The 16,816-nt window shown below is 58.6% G+C and carries 15 protein-coding genes; 7 read left to right on the top strand and 8 right to left on the bottom strand.

Annotation, left to right across the window (positions count from 1 at the left end; genetic code table 11):
* Positions 1-133: 133 nt before the first annotated feature.
* The 4 genes from phnE (AC2A6O_RS18785) to phnD form a co-directional block, all read right to left on the bottom strand.
* The gene (gene phnE, locus AC2A6O_RS18785) at positions 134-931 is read right to left on the bottom strand and encodes a phosphonate ABC transporter, permease protein PhnE (protein WP_498929347.1); all 798 of its coding nucleotides are present in this window, start codon (positions 929-931) and stop codon (positions 134-136) included.
* A complete protein-coding gene (gene phnE / locus AC2A6O_RS18780; protein WP_498929345.1) occupies positions 931-1,725 on the bottom strand; it encodes a phosphonate ABC transporter, permease protein PhnE in 795 nt (264 codons plus the stop codon). The genes phnE (AC2A6O_RS18785) and phnE (AC2A6O_RS18780) overlap by 1 nt, the downstream gene beginning before the upstream one ends.
* Positions 1,722-2,495 (bottom strand): phosphonate ABC transporter ATP-binding protein, encoded by a 774-nt coding sequence (phnC, locus tag AC2A6O_RS18775; protein ID WP_498929343.1) that lies wholly within the window; start codon positions 2,493-2,495, stop codon positions 1,722-1,724. The genes phnE (AC2A6O_RS18780) and phnC overlap by 4 nt, the downstream gene beginning before the upstream one ends.
* Before the next feature lie 65 nt (positions 2,496-2,560).
* A complete protein-coding gene (gene phnD, locus AC2A6O_RS18770; RefSeq protein ID WP_498929470.1) occupies positions 2,561-3,529 on the bottom strand; it encodes a phosphate/phosphite/phosphonate ABC transporter substrate-binding protein in 969 nt (322 codons plus the stop codon).
* 240 nt (positions 3,530-3,769) lie between these two features.
* Between phnD and AC2A6O_RS18765 the strand changes: the two genes are divergently transcribed.
* Both AC2A6O_RS18765 and AC2A6O_RS18760 read left to right on the top strand, forming a co-directional pair.
* Entirely contained in the window at positions 3,770-4,522 is a 753-nt protein-coding gene (locus AC2A6O_RS18765; protein WP_498929341.1) for a response regulator, read from the top strand.
* Positions 4,519-7,029: an ATP-binding protein gene (locus tag AC2A6O_RS18760; protein ID WP_498929339.1), complete on the top strand. Its 2,511-nt coding sequence runs from the start codon at positions 4,519-4,521 to the stop codon at positions 7,027-7,029. Before AC2A6O_RS18765 ends, AC2A6O_RS18760 begins: the two co-directional genes overlap by 4 nt.
* A 35-nt stretch (positions 7,030-7,064) precedes the next feature.
* On the opposite strand, the gene AC2A6O_RS18755 is transcribed toward AC2A6O_RS18760, so the two are convergent.
* Positions 7,065-7,397 (bottom strand): hypothetical protein, encoded by a 333-nt coding sequence (locus tag AC2A6O_RS18755; RefSeq protein ID WP_148584663.1) that lies wholly within the window; start codon positions 7,395-7,397, stop codon positions 7,065-7,067.
* A 340-nt stretch (positions 7,398-7,737) separates the two neighbouring features.
* On the opposite strand from AC2A6O_RS18755, the gene minC reads away from it, so the two are divergent.
* From minC to minE, 3 genes are read left to right on the top strand one after another with little or no spacing between them, the layout of a single operon-like run.
* Positions 7,738-8,574, top strand: a complete 837-nt coding sequence (minC, locus tag AC2A6O_RS18750; RefSeq protein ID WP_498929337.1) for a septum site-determining protein MinC — start codon at positions 7,738-7,740, stop codon at positions 8,572-8,574.
* 57 nt (positions 8,575-8,631) lie between these two features.
* On the top strand, positions 8,632-9,453 hold the full coding sequence (minD, locus tag AC2A6O_RS18745; protein ID WP_006939389.1) for a septum site-determining protein MinD: 822 nt from the start codon (positions 8,632-8,634) through the stop codon (positions 9,451-9,453).
* Positions 9,450-9,710 (top strand): cell division topological specificity factor MinE, encoded by a 261-nt coding sequence (minE, locus tag AC2A6O_RS18740; protein ID WP_148584665.1) that lies wholly within the window; start codon positions 9,450-9,452, stop codon positions 9,708-9,710. Before minD ends, minE begins: the two co-directional genes overlap by 4 nt.
* 35 nt (positions 9,711-9,745) lie before the next feature.
* Here minE and AC2A6O_RS18735 read toward each other — a convergent pair whose 3' ends face one another.
* Complete coding sequence (locus AC2A6O_RS18735; RefSeq protein WP_148584666.1) at positions 9,746-11,086, bottom strand: diguanylate cyclase domain-containing protein; 1,341 nt, start codon at positions 11,084-11,086, stop codon at positions 9,746-9,748.
* A 539-nt stretch (positions 11,087-11,625) separates the two neighbouring features.
* The gene (locus tag AC2A6O_RS18730) at positions 11,626-13,227 is read right to left on the bottom strand and encodes a peptide chain release factor 3 (protein ID WP_148584667.1); all 1,602 of its coding nucleotides are present in this window, start codon (positions 13,225-13,227) and stop codon (positions 11,626-11,628) included.
* Positions 13,228-13,404: 177 nt separating this feature from the next.
* On the opposite strand from AC2A6O_RS18730, the gene AC2A6O_RS18725 reads away from it, so the two are divergent.
* On the top strand, positions 13,405-13,959 hold the full coding sequence (locus AC2A6O_RS18725) for a DUF2585 domain-containing protein (RefSeq protein WP_498929333.1): 555 nt from the start codon (positions 13,405-13,407) through the stop codon (positions 13,957-13,959).
* Between the two features lie 92 nt (positions 13,960-14,051).
* Here AC2A6O_RS18725 and AC2A6O_RS18720 read toward each other — a convergent pair whose 3' ends face one another.
* Entirely contained in the window at positions 14,052-15,089 is a 1,038-nt protein-coding gene (locus AC2A6O_RS18720; protein ID WP_148584669.1) for a LacI family DNA-binding transcriptional regulator, read from the bottom strand.
* 202 nt (positions 15,090-15,291) lie between these two features.
* Between AC2A6O_RS18720 and AC2A6O_RS18715 the strand changes: the two genes are divergently transcribed.
* Entirely contained in the window at positions 15,292-16,815 is a 1,524-nt protein-coding gene (locus AC2A6O_RS18715) for a sugar ABC transporter ATP-binding protein (protein ID WP_498929332.1), read from the top strand.
* Position 16,816: the final 1 nt, after the last annotated feature.

The following is a 16,816-nucleotide window of genomic DNA, read 5'->3' as shown; positions in this document are numbered from 1 at the left end:
GTTTCGGATGGATTTCGGACGAAATGAAGCAGAGTTTCCACAAGGCAAATGCTGCGGCAGAGACCTTTCCCGGCCGCACCAGCGTTGTCTTGTCCAATCGCCTTTTCGAACCTATGACCGGTTCCGGCCCCCTTCAGAGGATCTTGCGCCTCAGGAAGGACGACACGACTTCTCCGGCAACCACCAGCGCGATGATGGCCAGAAGCACCGTGGAGACCTCCTGCCAGTTGAAGGTATCGATGGCCCCTTGCAGGATCACCCCGATCCCCCCAGCCCCGACCAGACCGAGAACCGTCGATTCCCGAAGGTTGATATCCCAGCGCAGGATAGCAACCGCAAAGAAGGTTGGCATGACCTGAGGCACGATTGCGTAGAGCACGACCTTGAAATGGCTCGCGCCGCACGCCTTCAGCGCCTCGACCGGTTTGGGATCGATTTCCTCGATTGCCTCGCCCAGCAGCTTGCCCAGGAAACCGATGGAGCGGAACATGATGGCGACAATACCGGCGACAACACCGGGGCCGAAGATTGCCACGAACAGCAAGGCCCAGATGATGGTGTTGACGGATCGCGAGGAGACCAGAATGAATCGGCCAAGCCAGAGCGTCAGCGCATTGGGCGTGGTGTTTTGCGCTGCAATGTAGGCCACGGGCAATGCCAGCACGACCGCCATTGCTGTTGCGATTGTTGCAAGGTTCACCGTCTCCCACAACGCGCTCAGGATCTGGTCGAGATGGGTCGGGTCCGGCGGAACCATGCGGCTGAAGAGATCGCCCATCTGGGTTGGAGCATCCCACACCCAGGCCCAGATGATGTTGACGCTGCCCAGTGCCCAGGCGACGACGAGAGCGGTCAGAGCAAAGTAACCGTAGCGCTGAAACCGTTGGGCCGGCGTATAGCGTGCCCAGTCTTGAAGCTGTACCTGTTCCATTATGCGATCCGCTTTCTTATGGCACCGCTGACGGCTTCGGAAATCAGGATGGCCCCGACGATAACCATGGTGATGGCTAGTGCGAAGTCATAGTCGTACCGCCCGAACGCATTGGCCAGCGTAGCACCGATGCCGCCCGCACCGACGATACCGACAACCGCGGAGGCTCTCAGATTGCTGTCGAGCTGGTAGATGCCGAGGCCGATCTGTCGCTGCATGATCTGCGGAAATACCGCATAAACCAGCGTCGACAGGAAGGGTGCACCTGCTGCCTTCATGGCTTCGACGGGCCCTGGATCGATTTCCTCGATCTTTTCAGCCAGCAGCTTGGCGACAAAGCCGATGGAGTAGACGATGAGCGTCAGGACACCCGCGAATGGACCGAAACCGACCGCCTTCACGAAGATGATGGCGACGATCACCGGATGGAAGCTGCGGGCGATGATGATGACCGCGCGGCCAAAATAAAAGATCGGGAGCGGCGCGATGTTCCTGGCCGCCATGAAGGCGATCGGGATCGACAGCAAGATGCCGCCGACAGTTGCAAGGATCGCGATCTTCAGGCTTTCCATAAACCCGTCGATGAGCAATTCGCTACGCTGGAAGCTGGGCGGGAAGGCCCCGCCAAAGATCCGGCCTGCACGGCTCAGGCCTTGCATCATACGGTCCCAGTCGATCGGCAGCGTTGCGAAGGTGGTCACGATATAGACCGCTATTGCGACATAAAGGCCGTAGCGCAATAGCGGGTTGGCGATGAAGGGCTGCTTGCGCCAGGTATCCCTCGCCGTACTCATGCCGCAGCGCCTTCCATCTGCCGATCCTCGTGAGGAACACCGGCATAGATCTCGTGCATCGCGTCCTTTGTCAGGGCGTCCGGCAGATTGTCGAAGATGATCCGCCCATAGCGCATGCCGACTATACGGTCGCTGAATTCCTTGGCTTCATTGACGTTGTGAATGTTGATGATCACCGGAAGCTTCAGTTCGCGTGCGAGGTCCCGCAGCAACGTCATGATCTGTTCCGAGGTCTTCGGGTCGAGAGAGGCTGTCGGTTCGTCGGCCAGAAGGATTTCCGGTTGTTGCATCAGGGCCCGGATCACGCCGACACGCTGGCGTTCGCCGCCGGAAAGTTCGTCCGCGCGCTTGTTGGCGTAATGGGCGATCCCGACCCGCTCCATCAGCTCATAAGCCTGGCGGATGTCTTCCTTCGGATAACGTCGTGAAAGCGCGGCCCAGGTCGAAATGTAGCCGAGGCGCCCACTCTGAACGTTTTCCATAACGGTCAGGCGGTCGACCAGATTGAAGCTCTGGAAAACCATGCCGATCCTGCGGCGGCCGACGCGCAGGTCGCGCTTGCCCAGGCTGGTGAAGTCGGTGCCATTGAGGAAGACCTTGCCCGAGGTCGGTTCGACCAGCCGGTTGATGCAGCGAAGCAGCGTACTCTTGCCTGCACCCGAAGAGCCGATCACGGAAACGACCTCTTCGCCGGGAACCTCAAGGTCCAGATCCTTGAGCACAGGATCCCCGCCCCCGTAACGTTTTACAAGGCTTGTTATCTTTAGCATGTTTTACCCCAATTGAACCGGCCCGCCGGAGCTAAACTCACAGCGGGCCGTCAAAGCCAGTTCCCTTACTTGGCAAGACCTTGCGGCGTGTATTCAACACCGTTGCTGGCCTGGATCTGCCGGATGACAGCCCACTGATCTTTGTAGGTGATCGGGACGAACTTGCTTACTCCCTCGAATTCCTCACCCAGTTTGTTGCCCTTGAAGTCGAAGCTGAAGAACGCTTCCTTGATCTTTTCAACGAGGGTCGGATCCAGGTCGTGAGCGTAGTTGAAGGAGGTTGTCGGGAACGGATCGCTTTCCCAGACAATGCGCACTTCCGTGGGATCGTAAAGGCCACGTTCCGCCATGCGATCGACAACTTCGGAGGCAACCGGTGCGGCGTCATAGTCGCCAGCAACCACACCCAGCATCGACTGGTCATGGGATCCGGAATAGATGACTTCATAATCCTGATCCGGCACGACACCGAGTGCGGGGAACAGGGCGCGCGGTGCCTGGTTGCCCGAGTTGGACGTCGGAGACGTGTGCGCGATGCGCTTGCCCTTCATATCGGCAGGCGTCTTTATGTCGCTGTCAGCCTGCGTGTAGACTTGTAGGCGGTAGCCGAACTGACCGTCTTCACTGCCCATGATCGCAAATGGTACAGCACCGGCAAGGTTGACCGCGAACGGTGTAGGACCAGTCGAGAACCCCGCGATATGCAGACGTCCGGAGCGCATCGCTTCCACTTCAGCCGAATTCGACTGGACGGCGAAGAACTGCACGTCTTTGCCGGTAACGGTTTCCAGGTGCTCGATGAAAGGCGCCCAGATGTCGGCGTAAACGGCCGGATCCTCAACCGGCGTATAGGCGAAGACGAGCGTGTCCGGGTCGCTCAGTTTGGCCGGATCGGACGGTGCGTCGGCGACAAGATCGCCATTGGCATCACAATAGATGCTATCAAGTGCACCCTGGTTCGCGCATTCGGCGGCATAAGCGGACGAAAGGGCAAAACCGGTCACAAAAGCCGCGGAACCGAGCCGGGCCAGCATATTTCTCATATTTTCCTCCCATTACAGATCACTCGCACCTCACAGCGCATCGCACCGCAAGGCTCTTGAAAGATCTTCATCAGCCTAGCGGGATAAGTCGAAGGAAAACGAGCGGCGAAGTGTTAACAGAAGCGGTTCGACGGCCCTATTTTGTTAACAGTGTTACAACCGCCCGTGGACGGGTGAAACATTTGTAACGAGATTCTGACCGCTCTTCCCCGTGCTTGTGTTAGACAGCTCATGAAGGTTCAAGAGAGCAACAGCATGGATGCAAGCGCGACAAGACCGGTGATTGCCATCATTGATGACGACGCGGATGTGCGCGAAACCCTGTCTGCTCTGATGGAGGCGAGCGGGTTCGAACCGGTTGCGTTTCAGGACAGCGGCGGCTTCAAGGCGGCCGGCAGTCCGCAGGACTTTGACCTCGCGCTGATCGACCTGCGCCTCAAGGGTGAATCTGGTCTGACCCTTGCCATTCACATCCGCGAAACCAGCGAGCTTCCAATCGTCATGCTGACAGGCGTCGGTGACGAGATCGACAAGATCATCGGCCTTGAGACAGGCGCTGACGACTATCTGATGAAACCGTTCAATCCGCGCGAACTCGTCGCCCGCATCCGCGCGGTTTTGCGTCGCTACGGGCATGGCGTTTCGGCTGCGAAAGCCGGCAACGATCAAGAAATCATCTTCGGCGACAAGAGGGTGAACCTGAAACGCCGGGAACTGCTTGACGGGAACGGCGACGAGATTCCGCTGACCAACGCGGAATATGTCCTCCTGGAACATTTCGTGAAAAACCCGGACCGGATCATTCCCCGCACGGATCTGATGCGTGAGATCGGCAGTGACATGCAGCGCTATGTGGACCGGACCATCGATGTCCTGATCCTGCGGCTGCGCCGCAAAATCGAGAATGTCCCGTCCAAGCCGGTTCATCTGCAAACCCGCCGGGCGCAGGGATACATCTTTGTCCTGCAGGCGGACGGACCATGAGCACGTCCCGGCTGCGCCAGCCCAGCATCCGCTCGCTGCTGCTTTCGTCCATCGGCCTGCTTCTTGTCGTGGTCATGGTTGTCGGGACTATTGCCCTCATGACCCTCAACAGCGCTGAAGAGCAACTTGGCACCTTTCACGACCAGACCTTGAGCGACGTTTCTGATGCCCTTGAGCTTTCCGGCAACGCGTCGAAACTAGCCGCCTCCGCCCCCTTTCTGATGACGCTCAGCCCCAACTTCCAACTGGAAAGCGAGGCTGAACGAATTCTCGCAACGCTTGATCACATCGAGTCGCTGGGTGTCGGCGATCCTGAGCTCATCAGGCCTCTTGCCCGCATACGTGTGGCGATCACCGATCTTGCCCGCGCAATGGTTCCGCAAGGCAGGAACGCCGCAAAAATCGCGTTGATAGACCAGGATCTGGAACGCCTTCAAAAACGCTTTCGCAGGCTCGCACAAACGCGGGATCAGTCGCCGGATGACCGTCAGAACTGGTCAGCCCTGCAACAACTGGTCATGGCGGCTATCGGTGCGTTGCGCAGTCAGGAGCTGATCAAGGTAGGTGAGCAGCAAAGCAGCTTCCGACGTATCCGGCAGGACATTGCTTCCAATGCCACTGCCGCCATACGCGCAGCCCTGGTTGAGGTCGATGATGCCGTGATGGGGCGAGGCGACCTGTTTTCGCTGCGCTTTTCCAGCCTTGCGGCCAAGCTGGATGCCGAAAACGCGCTCTTCCGCATTCGCACCGAGCTCGCGCAGGTGAACGCCTACGCGCTGCAGAAGGTGACGAACACAAAGCTTCGGCTTCGCGATTCACGCGACAAGACAACAACCAGTATTACTTTTGCCAAGGCCGTCATTCTGGTCCTGACCGGCGTCAGTCTGATTGTCGCCATCGGCTCTGCCCTGTTTGTCTCGCGCTACGTGGTGCGCAACCTGCATCAGATCACCGCCGTCATGCGGCGGCTTGCAGCGGGAGATCTAAAGGCGCGGCTCCCCAAAAAGGCAAGCTCATCGGACGAAATCGGGCAGTTGTCCGAGGCCTTCCGCATATTCCGGTCCAACGCCTTGCGTCTTGAGCGGAAAACCAGGGAAGTCTGGCGCCGCAACGAGCTTTTCGTCACTGTCTTCCAGAACATCAGCGACGGTGTCGCGGTCCTGTCACCCACCGGGCAGATTCTGGCCGAAAATGGCCGCGTCCGGGAATTGTTGCGTCTTGAAAAGGCCGGCCGCGGCAAACGCATGGCTCTGCCGGAACTTCTGGAAAAGTCACCGTTCGAACGCCGGGCCAATGAAAACGACCGGGCCGGTTTCGGCGAATACGCCGATCCGACGGGCCGCGTGCTTGAAGTTCGTCAGTCAGAACTGCCCGACGGTGGCTCTGTTTGGCTGTTTTCCGAAACGACGGAACGCAAAAGGATCGACGAACGGCTGGAAGAAATCCGGCGGGTGGAAAGCCTTGGCAAGGTTACGGGTGAAGTCGCCCACGACTTTGGCAACATACTGTCCACGATCTCAGGCAATCTGCACATGCTGGAAGACGAACTCACACCCAAGGCCTCAGTGTTGCGGGCAAGGATCAACGATGCGGTCGAGCTTGGCGTTTCCCTGATCGAGCGGCTTCTGGCCTTTGCCCGCAAACAACATCTGGCCCCCATCGAGACCGATATCGCCGCTATCGCGGAAGGCATGGAAGACCTACTGTCCATGGCGCTACCTGAAACCGTTACGCTGTCGATCAGGTGCGATGAAGGGCCGATGCAAGCGCGAATTGACCCCGGCCAGTTGGAAAGCGCCATCTTGAACCTGTGCGTCAATGCCGGACAAGCCATTGAAGACGAAGGTAACATCGAAATTGCCGTAACGCGGCAGACTGACGAGACGATCTCGCTGTCGGTGAAGGATGATGGCTGCGGGATGGATGCAGATACGGTGCGTCAGGCTGCCGAGCCGTTCTTCAGCGCCCGCGCAAATGGTGAAGGCACCGGTCTCGGGCTGTCGATGGTCCACGGGTTCGTGCATCAGTCCGGAGGCACCATCCACGTCGCGTCGCACCCGGGTCAGGGAACCTGCGTGACGCTGACATTTCCCCGGCAAGCCGCCACGGAAGACGCTAAACAGTCCAGAACCGGCAATGGCCAGGCCCTTGTGGTCGACGACGACCGGCGATCAGCGGCTGCGATCTCGGGCCTGATGGAGACCTTCGGCTATGAAGTGACGACCGCATATTGCTTCGATGATGCCAAGACCAGGATCAGCCACGACATGCCCTATTCGATCGTGGTGACGGATCTTCAGCTTGATAAAGGGCATTCGGGCTGGACGCTGGTTCAGCAGGCGCTTGATGAGCATCCCAATTGTCGGGTCATTGCCGTTTCCGGGCGATTGCCGCGGGAAGACCCGTTTTCAGGCAGATATGCGGAGCGTTTCACGAAGCTACCCAAACCGGTCGATGCCGGAGTCCTGGCTGCGAAAATCGGGCTGGATGTTTACGAGCCTGCCTGAGCAACGAGGGCGCAAATCTCCGGATCAACCGGATATCAGACGAAAACCCGCGCCAGCGTTGCAACAGCCAGCGCGGTAGCCGCGCGTTTCGGGCCGGCAAGGTCCGACGTCGTGCCACCGGGCACCATCAGATTGACGCGATTGAGATCCGTTGCATCCAGATGATCGAGATCGGCTGATTTCGCGGCTTCCTCTGCGGATATCCGGATTTCATCGAGCATGCGCACAAGGCCTTGCCAGATGTGGATAGGAGGAGCCTCGCTCGTACTGCACCAGCGAAGGATTTCATCTTCAGATACATTTAGTACTACCGCAGCCTCATTTGTATCGAGGCCTAGATAGGTCATCATATCACTGAAGTTACTCATTCTTTTCCCCAAGACGCTCTGCGCCCCAAACACCCAATGATCTATATTGCACTGCAATATGGCAAAAAGCCAGTTTTTTACGGGATTTGAGTTAACCAATGCGCCGGCAAAGCTGTCAGCCGAAGTACGATCCAGCGATTCTTGGCGGCTCCCTTGGCATTTTTGGCAGGAGGCACCCCTGGCACCTTGGTGAGAGCCTTGGTGGAAGAGCCAATTGTCTGAAATATCAGATGAAAATTGATATCGGTGGAAAACGGCTGCCTGCCCGATTGTCCGGTTCGGTTAATGATAGGTTTATCGGACCAAATCAACATGACCAATTGTGCTGCCGGACTCTTTGATGAAGTTCAAGGGAAAATCCTTCATTGCCATCGTTCTGAGCCCGGAGCCGCCCTTTGCGGACTGGTTCCGAGAAATCGACCGTATCATCGAACGCTCGCCGGGGTTTTTTATCGACCGGCCGATCATTCTTGACGTCCGTGGCACCAAGATACCGATCGAGGAGCTGGAACAACTTCTTGCGCAGCTTGGCGAACGCTCGATCCGCGTCATGGGAATTGACGGTGTTGCCGGCACACGGCTGAAAGCAGGCATGCCGCCGAGCTTTTCCGGTGGCCGTCTGGCCTCTGACGTGGATGTTCCGACACCCGCTAACGCTCCGGCTGAGACCAACAACGGTTCTGCAGAAAAACAGACGGATGCCAGCGAGGCGGACCATGCCGCGAAGGGCGCATCCGGCAAAGCCAAGAAGGCAACCAGTGACGCGAAGGCCAAGGAAAGCCAGGCCGATGACGACAGCGCACTGGAACCAGCCGCATGGGAAGTCTCGCCGGCAAGCATTGCGAGCGGGTCCTCCATCGTGATTACGGAACCGGTGCGCTCGGGTCAGAGCATTCTGCATCCGGAAGGCGACGTGACGGTGATTGGCTCGGTCAGCTCCGGTGCCGAGATTATCGCCGGCGGCTCGATACACGTCTATGGCGCCCTGCGCGGGCGCGCATTGGCTGGCGTCGCAGGGAAAGACAGTGCCCGCATCTTCTGTTCCAAGCTGGATGCGGAGCTGGTTTCCATCAACGGGCTCTACAAGGTCGCGGACGATTTCGATACCGCCCTGCGCAACGCACCGGCGCAGATACGTTTTGAAAACGAAACCCTCGTCTTTGAAGAGCTGAACTAACCACAGAACCGGCACCCCCAGGGCGGCCGGGCTGACAACAAACACAGGACGAACACCATGAGCAACGCTACTGTCGTTGTGGTCACGTCAGGCAAGGGCGGTGTGGGCAAAACCACCACCACCGCAGCTATTGCCTCGGCGCTTGCCAAAGAAGGCTACCAGGTCTGCGCCATCGACTTCGATGTCGGGCTGCGCAACCTCGACCTGATCATGGGTGCCGAACGGCGGGTCGTGTTCGACCTCGTCAACGTGGTGCGGGGCGAAGCTTCGATCAAACAGGCGCTGGTGCGCGACAAGAAGCTGAACAACCTCTACCTGTTGCCGGCCTCCCAGACCCGGGACAAGGATGCATTGACCGAAGAGGGCGTTGCCAGCGTCATCAGCGAGCTGCGGATGTATTTCGACTGGGTGATCTGCGACAGCCCGGCAGGCATCGAGCGCGGCGCAACGCTGGCCATGCGCCACGCCGACGAGGCCATCATCGTCTCCAACCCGGAAGTGTCGTCCGTGCGCGACTGTGACCGGATCATCGGCCTTCTCGATGCCAAGACGAAGATCGCCGAAGACGGCGGCCGCATGCCGAAGCACCTGATGATCACCCGCTACGACACCGAGCGCGCCAAGACCGGCGACATGCTGGCGACCGACGATGTCGTCGACATCCTGTCCGTTCCGCTCATCGGTGTCGTTCCGGAAAGCAAGGATGTTCTGAAAGCCTCCAACGTCGGCCTGCCGATCACGTTGTCGGATGAGAACTCCCCGGCTGCCAAGGCTTATACCGAGGCTGTCCGCCGCCTTCTCGGCGAAAACATTCCTGTCACGATCCCGGAAGAGAAGAAGGGCCTGTTCGGCAAATTCTTCAAAGGGAGGGCCGCATGAACATCCTGAGCCTCTTTGGCAAAAGAGGTGAAAGTGCCTCGGTTGCGAAGAACCGGCTGCAAATTCTGCTGGCGCACGAACGGGCCGACGACGGTTCCGACGCGGTGCTGATTTCAAGTCTGCGGGAAGACATTCTGGCCGTCGTTGCGAAGCGTGTGAACATTGATCCGGATTCGGTACGTCTCGAGATGGACAGAACCGGCGACGTCACAACCCTTGGCATCGACATAGAGTTGCCTTCCGCCAAGGCATCCTGACCTGAGAGACCGGCCCTAGGGCCGGTCTTTTTTTGTCAGCTTGGCTGCGCCGCCGATTGCATGGGGACGTTCCGGAAATCCAGAAGGTCGGCGGAATAGACCGCCACCTGCGCCCTGCCCCGCCGTTTCGCCGAATACAGCGCGACATCGGCCTTGCGCAGCAGGTCGGACGGATTTTCGGAAAAGGCGATGCCGACACTTGCCCCGAACGTATAGGTGGCCCCATCGAGGTTCACCGGCCGGCTGAGCTGCTCCACGATCGCCCGGCCTGTCGACAGCACACGCTCCCGCCGCGCTCTGCCGAACACAATGACGAACTCGTCCCCTCCCAGTCGGACGACCGTATCGTCCACGTTGACAAGACCCGACAAAGCTTCGGCGACATAGAGCAGCACGAGATCCCCGGTTTCGTGTCCGTAGGTATCGTTTATGTCCTTGAACCGGTCCAGATCGACATAGAGCAGCGCGTGACCGTCCGCCAATGGCTTGACGTCCTGTAGCAGCGCGAGGTTCTCATCGAGCAGCCGCCTGTTGCCCAGCCCCGTCAGAGGGTCGCTTCTGACCTGGCTGGCCAGCAGGTCCTTGACCTTTTCCGCCTGGTGCTTGGCCGCAGCGAGAGCATGGACCGTTTCCGTTGCCCGGCGGAAGAACGTGCGTGCGGAAAAGAACATGCCGATATAGACGACCAGCACCCCGATGACGAGCAGAGGCAATATCCGGAACCCGGCGAGTTCGGGGCTCCACACGAAAAAGCCGAGATGCCGCCTGTCGACCGTTTCGATGTCGAAGCCTGCCTGCCAGAAAGCCGGTGGCAAGCTCGACAGCATCAAGCCCGGCAAATGATATTTCTCAGCCACTTCGGTCAGGATCGGGGCATTGACCGGACGCGCGAAAACCAGCACGTGATCGGTGCTTGTGTCGCTGTCCTCCTTGTAGGAGGTCAGCAGAACCGCGCTGGCGAGGTAAAGCTTTTCAAGGGTACCAACCAGCCCCGTCGCGGGAACCGGCGCCTCGTTCTTCGCGGTGTTGCGGGCATCGGCAACCAGCACGCTAAGCGAAGGCCCGTAACGGGTATGCAGATCCGCGTCGGCAATCTTGCCTTCAATGACATGAATCCTGGGCTGGTTCTTGCCGTCGAACAGATGAATGCCTTCGATATTCAACTCATCCTGCATGTAGTCGACGAAGGTTTCACGAACCCAGGTAAGGTCCAATGAATCGACAAGATTATCGACCGCATCATTCCAATAACCATACTCGAGCGTGATCTCCGCCAAGCTATCGGAGCGGTCATCAAGCATGGCCGTAAAAATGTTTTCCGAGGACCGGATGGAGTAGCGATCAAGCCTCCAGGAAAGAAACGACACAAAAGCCATCAGGCTTACCGCACTAATGATGACGGTTATCCAGAAAGGCTTGGACAGACGGCGGATTTCTACCGCTTGCGCTTCACCCTTGGCTTTCTGAAGCGGCGGCGAACCATGCCCGACTGGAGGCTTGTATCGCAATTGCTTGCTCGCTCTCTTAGCTGCATTACCGTTGAAATTGCCAGTATTCCGGGAGCCTTGAATATCCTAGACAAGCCTTCACGCTCGATCAACTGAAGAAATGTTATTCAAAATCAGATACTAGCGGTCTAATGGACAAGCGGGAAATTGCTAACGTGCCCGTCCCTACAATTTACAATGTATAAATGTGAAAAGATCTTTTCGATATACGTAATTATGCAAGGAAGCCTTGCGTAATCCAATTTCGTTTCTTGTGTGAACAAACACACCGGCATCGTCCCAAACGCCCAATATGGATCCGATCCACACGGTTCGTCTGCCCCCACCTGTCCTCTTGAAGCCTTTCCGGCCAGGAGAGGCCAGAAAGGTGCAAGGAAAAGACAAAAGACCAGGTCAGCTTTAGCGAACTACGCCTCGTAGACGATCTCTCGCGTCTCGCGGAATTTCACGTCCGGGAATTTTTCGGTGACATGACCGATCTCCCAGGCATTCTTGAACAGGAACACCGGCTTGTCATCCCGATCGTTGGCAATCGACATGCGGTGACCTTCCAGCATCTTCTGCAAGGTCTGACTGTCGGTTTCGATCCAGCGGGCGGTGGTATAGGGCACGGCTTCAAAGCCGATTTCCGTACTGTATTCCGCCTTCAACCGGTCCACCACGACATCGAGCTGCAGTGCGCCGACAACACCGACGATCCAGTTGGAGCCGAGATCCGGCTTGAAGATCTGCACCAGACCTTCCTCCGCCAGATCCTGCAGGCCCTGGCGCATCTGTTTGACGCGCATGGTGTCGGACAAGCGTACGCGGCGCAGGATTTCCGGTGCGAAGGCCGGCAGGCCGGTGACGTGGATGCTCTCGCCCTCGGTGAGAGTGTCACCGACGCGCAACTGGCCGTGGTTGGGCACACCGATGACGTCGCCCGGATAGGCAAGATCGGCAATTTCCCGTTCCTCGGCAAAGAAGAAGATCGGCGCGGAAACGGCAATCTGCTTGTCGGCGCGCACGTGCTTCAGCTTCATACCGCGCTTGAAGGTGCCGGAGCACAGGCGCACGAAGGCAATGCGGTCGCGGTGCTTCGGATCCATATTGGCCTGCACCTTGAACACAAAGCCGGTGACCTTGTCTTCCTGCGGCATGATGGTGCGTCCGCCGGTGGCGGGCTGGGAATGGGGCGGCGGAGCGAACTCGGCGATGAAGTCGAGCACTTCCTCAATGCCGTAGTCGCGCAGAGCCGAGCCGAAGAAGACCGGCGTCAGATGCCCTTCCAGGAAGCTTTCCTTGTCGAATTCGGCGTAGCCTTCCGCACCGAGCTCAACGTTTTCGGTCAGTTCCTCCATGATCCGGTCGAACACCGTGCCGGTGAGGACCTCGTCGTCGAGACCGGAAACATCCTTGGTCTGGGTGAAGGCACCACCGCGCTCGCCGCCGGAAGTGTGAAACTTCTTTTTCTGCCAGTCGTAAACGCCGAAGAAGTCCGAGCCCATACCGACCGGCCAGGTCTGGGGGGAGACGTCGAGCGCAAGCGCTTCCTGCACTTCGTCCAGAATTTCCAGCGCATGACGGCCTTCGCGGTCGATCTTGTTGACGAAGGTGATGATCGGGATGTCGCGCAGACGGCAGACTTCGAAGAGCTTGCGGGTCTGGGTTTCAATACCCTTGGCGGCATCGATGACCATGATGGCCGCGTCGACGGCAGTCAGCGTGCGATAGGTATCCTCGGAGAAGTCTTCGTGGCCCGGCGTGTCGAGCAGATTGTAGATGATGCCCTTGCGCTCAAAGGTCATGACCGAGGACGAAACGGAGATGCCGCGTTCCTGCTCGATCTTCATCCAGTCGGACCGTGCGCGGCGGCGTTCGCCGCGAGCACGCACCTGGCCCGCCGCCCGGATCGCACCACCCGACAGCAGCAGCTTTTCGGTCAGGGTCGTCTTACCGGCATCCGGGTGTGAAATGATCGCAAAGGTGCGCCGGGACTGATAGGGCGCCGTGCCGTTGAGGCCAGTCATGAAAATCTCCTGATCCCAAATCCGGCGGGGCCGCGCGAACGCGCCGGAAAACCGGGGCGCAACCTTCCACAAAGAGCCGGACGGATTGATGTTTCGTTGGCGGAAGGTCATAGAGAGAAATCTTGCAGATTTCCAGTAGAGAATCGCCAATCTGCCCCGACAGTCCGAGGAGACCCCATGAGCCGAAGCAAATGTCTGATCGTCGGTTTGGCGATGATCGCCGCAACAGCGGCCATTCTTCTGGCTATGGGACGAATGCCGATCTGTGACTGCGGCTATGTTCTTTTGTGGACACCGGCCAGCGATGTCGCCGGTTCCTCGCAACATATTGCCGACTGGTACACGCCCTCGCATATCATCCACGGCTTCCTGTTCTATCTGTTCCTGTGGCTGATCTTCAGGCGCAGTTCCGTCGGAGAGCGCGCACTCGGCGCGATCTTCATCGAGGCTTCCTGGGAAATCATCGAGAACAGCCCCTGGATCATCGACCGGTATCGCGAAGCTACCATAGCGGCCGGTTACACCGGTGACAGTGTCCTGAATTCCGTCTTCGATATTCTCTGGATGCTCACAGGCTTCTTCTTTGCCTGGCGCATGCCCGTCTGGGTCACGGTCCTGGTCGGGATAGGCTTTGAGTTGCTGGCACTCTGGGTGATCAAGGACAATCTGACGCTGAACGTGCTGATGCTGGTTTACCCGGTCGAGGCGATAAAAACCTGGCAAGGCGGTTGAGCGACCTGCCTGCTTCCGAGATGATTCCGGATCACGCGATGCCGCTTTGCGTCACGCTGTCCGGAATGAGCAATTCGGTGGACGGAGATGCCCTACCCGTCCCTCTTGCGGGATATCCCGCCGCAGCTCTCGCGCACGATCAGATCGCCGTGGAGCAGATGGGTCTGTGTTTCCAGTGACCTGTTCGCCAGGCGGTCCAGAAGGATCGTCATGGCCTTTTCGCCTATATGCTGCCGGGGCTGGCGGATTGTCGTCAGGCCGGGCGTGAAATTGTTGGCGAAGGGGATGTCGTCAAAGCCGAGCACGGAGAAGTCTTCCGGCACACGATAGCCGCGTAGCTGCAGCGCAGAGATCACGCCGATGGCCGTGTTGTCGTTGAAACAGAAAAAGGCTGTCGGCAGGTCGTCCTTGATGAACAGCCGCTCAACGGCTGCGCGCCCGCTCTCGCTGGAGCCGTCGCCCTCCACCCGCCAATCGCGCAGCGCTTCGGGCGATTCCCGCAAGCCCTGCAAGTAGCCGTCGTGGCGAAGATCGCTGCGGATGTCGGCCGGCCCACCAGAGATGTAGGTGATCCGCCGGTGTCCGAGCGAGATCAGATATTCGGTCGCGACCTTGGACGCTGCGACGTCATCCACGCCGACATAGCTGATTTCGGGGTTCGAAACCGGACGCTCGGTCGCGACGATCGGAGGCAGATTGGTGAGCGGCGTCTGGGGCTGCCCGGCAACCGGAATGTGCCCCGTCAGAAGCACCAGTCCGTCGGCCATACCGGTTGACAGAAACCGCAGGTAATTCTGCTCCAGACCGGTTGTGCCTTCCGTGTTGCCAATGAGCACACCATAGCCACGGTCGTTTGCTGCTTTTTCGAGCCCTGTCAGAATGCCAGCGAAATTGGGGTCTGCAATAGAGGATGCCAGCACCAGCACCATCTGGGAGCGTTGCATGCGCAGGTTCTGCGCCATGGCGTTGGCGGTGTAGCCGGTCCGGGCAATGGCAGCCGTAACTTTCTTGCGCGTGCTCTCGGCAACCTTCTCCGGTGAGCGCAAGGCCCTGCTGACGGTCGCGATGGAAACGCCCGCCAGTTTTGCAACATCTTCAATCGTCGCCGGCCGCTCGCCCGGTTCGCTCATTTCCCGTTTCCAGACATGCTGCGGTGCGGCCTTCGGATAAGTCCATGAATCGCAACGCCATCTACGCTGTATAGAACGCAACGCACACTATGAAAAGGTTTACAGCAGCCAATGTAAAGGTTTACACGCCCTATGAAAACGTTTACATGACACCTATGGCGCCAAAGAGGGAGATTGCTTTTGTGCCTTGGGAGGAAAAAGAATGAGCGTGGACACCACTGCTCCGGCAGCGGTCATCGAGGCCGTGAACATCAGTAAATCCTTCGGGCCGGTTCCCGTGCTGTTCAGTGTCAGCATGGACGTCCGCCCTGGCGAGGTTCACGCGCTCATCGGCGAAAACGGCGCCGGCAAGTCGACGCTGATGAAAATCCTCTCCGGCTTCCATGATCCGACCTCTGGCCAGATCCGTCTCGACGGCAAACAGACCGACCTGCCCCCGAATGGCGGCGCGGAGAAGCTGGGCGTCGTGCTTATCCACCAGGAGCTCAACCTCGCCGAACAGATGACGGTGGAGGAAAACGTGTTCCTCGGCCGCGAACTCAAATCCAACGGCTTTCTGGACAAGGCGTCCATGCAGGCAACCGTCCGCAAGTATCTGGACGAAATCGGCCTCCACATTTCCCCGACCGACCGCATTTCCGACCTCACAATTGCCCAGAAACAGATGGTCGAGATCGTCAAGGCTGTCAGCCGGAACGCCCGCATCCTGATCATGGACGAGCCGACCGCCGTCCTGACCGAGGAGGAAACGCAGGTTTTCTTCCGTCAGGTGGAAAAGCTGAAAGAAAGCGGTGTCGGCATCGTGTTCGTGTCGCACAAGCTGAATGAGGTCAAGGAGATTGCCGACCGGGTGACCATCCTGCGCGACGGCCAGTGGATCGACACGCGCGCCTCCAGTGACCTGACACCGGACATGATGGCCCAGATGATGGTCGGCCGGGAACTTTCAGACCTTTACCCGCCCATGGATGAGGCGGACGTCGATGCGGAGCTTGTACTGGAGGTCCAGAACCTGCGCGCCCCTTCCGTGAACAATGTCAGTTTCAGCCTCCGCAAGGGCGAAATACTGGGTTTTTCCGGCCTGATCGGCTCCGGGAGAACAGCTGTTTTTGAAGCCATCTGCGGCCTTGCCCCGATTGAGGCGGGAACGATCAGACTTTTTGGACGCGACACCGACCCCATGACCGTCGCGGAGGCGCGGGACCTTGGTCTCGCCTATCTCACCAAGGACAGGAAGGAAAAGGGACTGCTTCTCGACAAGAAGATGCGTCCCAACCTCACCCTGTTCGCCCTGCCGAAATTCGTTCGCAATTTCGGGCTCGACAGCAAGGCGGAAGAAGACGCGCTCAATCGTGCCATCCGCCGCTTCGACGTTCGGGCGCGCGACAAGGAAATCACTGTCGGCAAATTGTCGGGCGGCAACCAGCAGAAACTGCTCCTCGCCAAGATCATGGAATGCGATCCGAAGATCGTCATCATCGATGAACCGACACGGGGCATCGATGTCGGCACCAAACAGCAGATCTACCACTTCATCGCCGCCCTTGCCGCCGAAGGCGTTTCTGTCGTCGTCATCTCTTCGGAGATGCCGGAAATCATAGGCATCTGCCACCGGGTGGTGGTGATGCGCGAAGGCCATATCACCGGCGTTCTGACCGGCGATCACATCAACGAAAACGAAATCATGCGCTATGCCGCCGGGCTGAAACGGGAGGAACTCCATTGAC

Source organism: Labrenzia sp. ATLA3 (genome assembly GCF_057180185.1).
This window is presented reverse-complemented; position numbering and strand designations above follow the sequence as displayed.

Bases quoted from the DNA above. Each gene is read 5' to 3' on its own strand.
- minD (WP_006939389.1), top strand. From the start codon at position 8,632: ATGAGCAACGCTACTGTCGTTGTGGTCACGTCAGGCAAGGGCGGTGTG.
- minC (WP_498929337.1), top strand. From the start codon at position 7,738: ATGAAGTTCAAGGGAAAATCCTTCATTGCCATCGTTCTGAGCCCGGAG.
- phnE (WP_498929347.1), bottom strand. From the start codon at position 931: ATGGAACAGGTACAGCTTCAAGACTGGGCACGCTATACGCCGGCCCAA.
- AC2A6O_RS18765 (WP_498929341.1), top strand. From the start codon at position 3,770: ATGAAGGTTCAAGAGAGCAACAGCATGGATGCAAGCGCGACAAGACCG.
- minE (WP_148584665.1), top strand. From the start codon at position 9,450: ATGAACATCCTGAGCCTCTTTGGCAAAAGAGGTGAAAGTGCCTCGGTT.
- AC2A6O_RS18730 (WP_148584667.1), bottom strand. From the start codon at position 13,227: ATGACTGGCCTCAACGGCACGGCGCCCTATCAGTCCCGGCGCACCTTT.
- phnC (WP_498929343.1), bottom strand. From the start codon at position 2,495: ATGCTAAAGATAACAAGCCTTGTAAAACGTTACGGGGGCGGGGATCCT.
- phnE (WP_498929345.1), bottom strand. From the start codon at position 1,725: ATGAGTACGGCGAGGGATACCTGGCGCAAGCAGCCCTTCATCGCCAAC.
- AC2A6O_RS18720 (WP_148584669.1), bottom strand. From the start codon at position 15,089: ATGAGCGAACCGGGCGAGCGGCCGGCGACGATTGAAGATGTTGCAAAA.
- AC2A6O_RS18760 (WP_498929339.1), top strand. From the start codon at position 4,519: ATGAGCACGTCCCGGCTGCGCCAGCCCAGCATCCGCTCGCTGCTGCTT.
- AC2A6O_RS18725 (WP_498929333.1), top strand. From the start codon at position 13,405: ATGAGCCGAAGCAAATGTCTGATCGTCGGTTTGGCGATGATCGCCGCA.
- AC2A6O_RS18715 (WP_498929332.1), top strand. From the start codon at position 15,292: ATGAGCGTGGACACCACTGCTCCGGCAGCGGTCATCGAGGCCGTGAAC.
- AC2A6O_RS18735 (WP_148584666.1), bottom strand. From the start codon at position 11,086: ATGGCTTTTGTGTCGTTTCTTTCCTGGAGGCTTGATCGCTACTCCATC.
- phnD (WP_498929470.1), bottom strand. From the start codon at position 3,529: ATGCTGGCCCGGCTCGGTTCCGCGGCTTTTGTGACCGGTTTTGCCCTT.
- AC2A6O_RS18755 (WP_148584663.1), bottom strand. From the start codon at position 7,397: ATGAGTAACTTCAGTGATATGATGACCTATCTAGGCCTCGATACAAAT.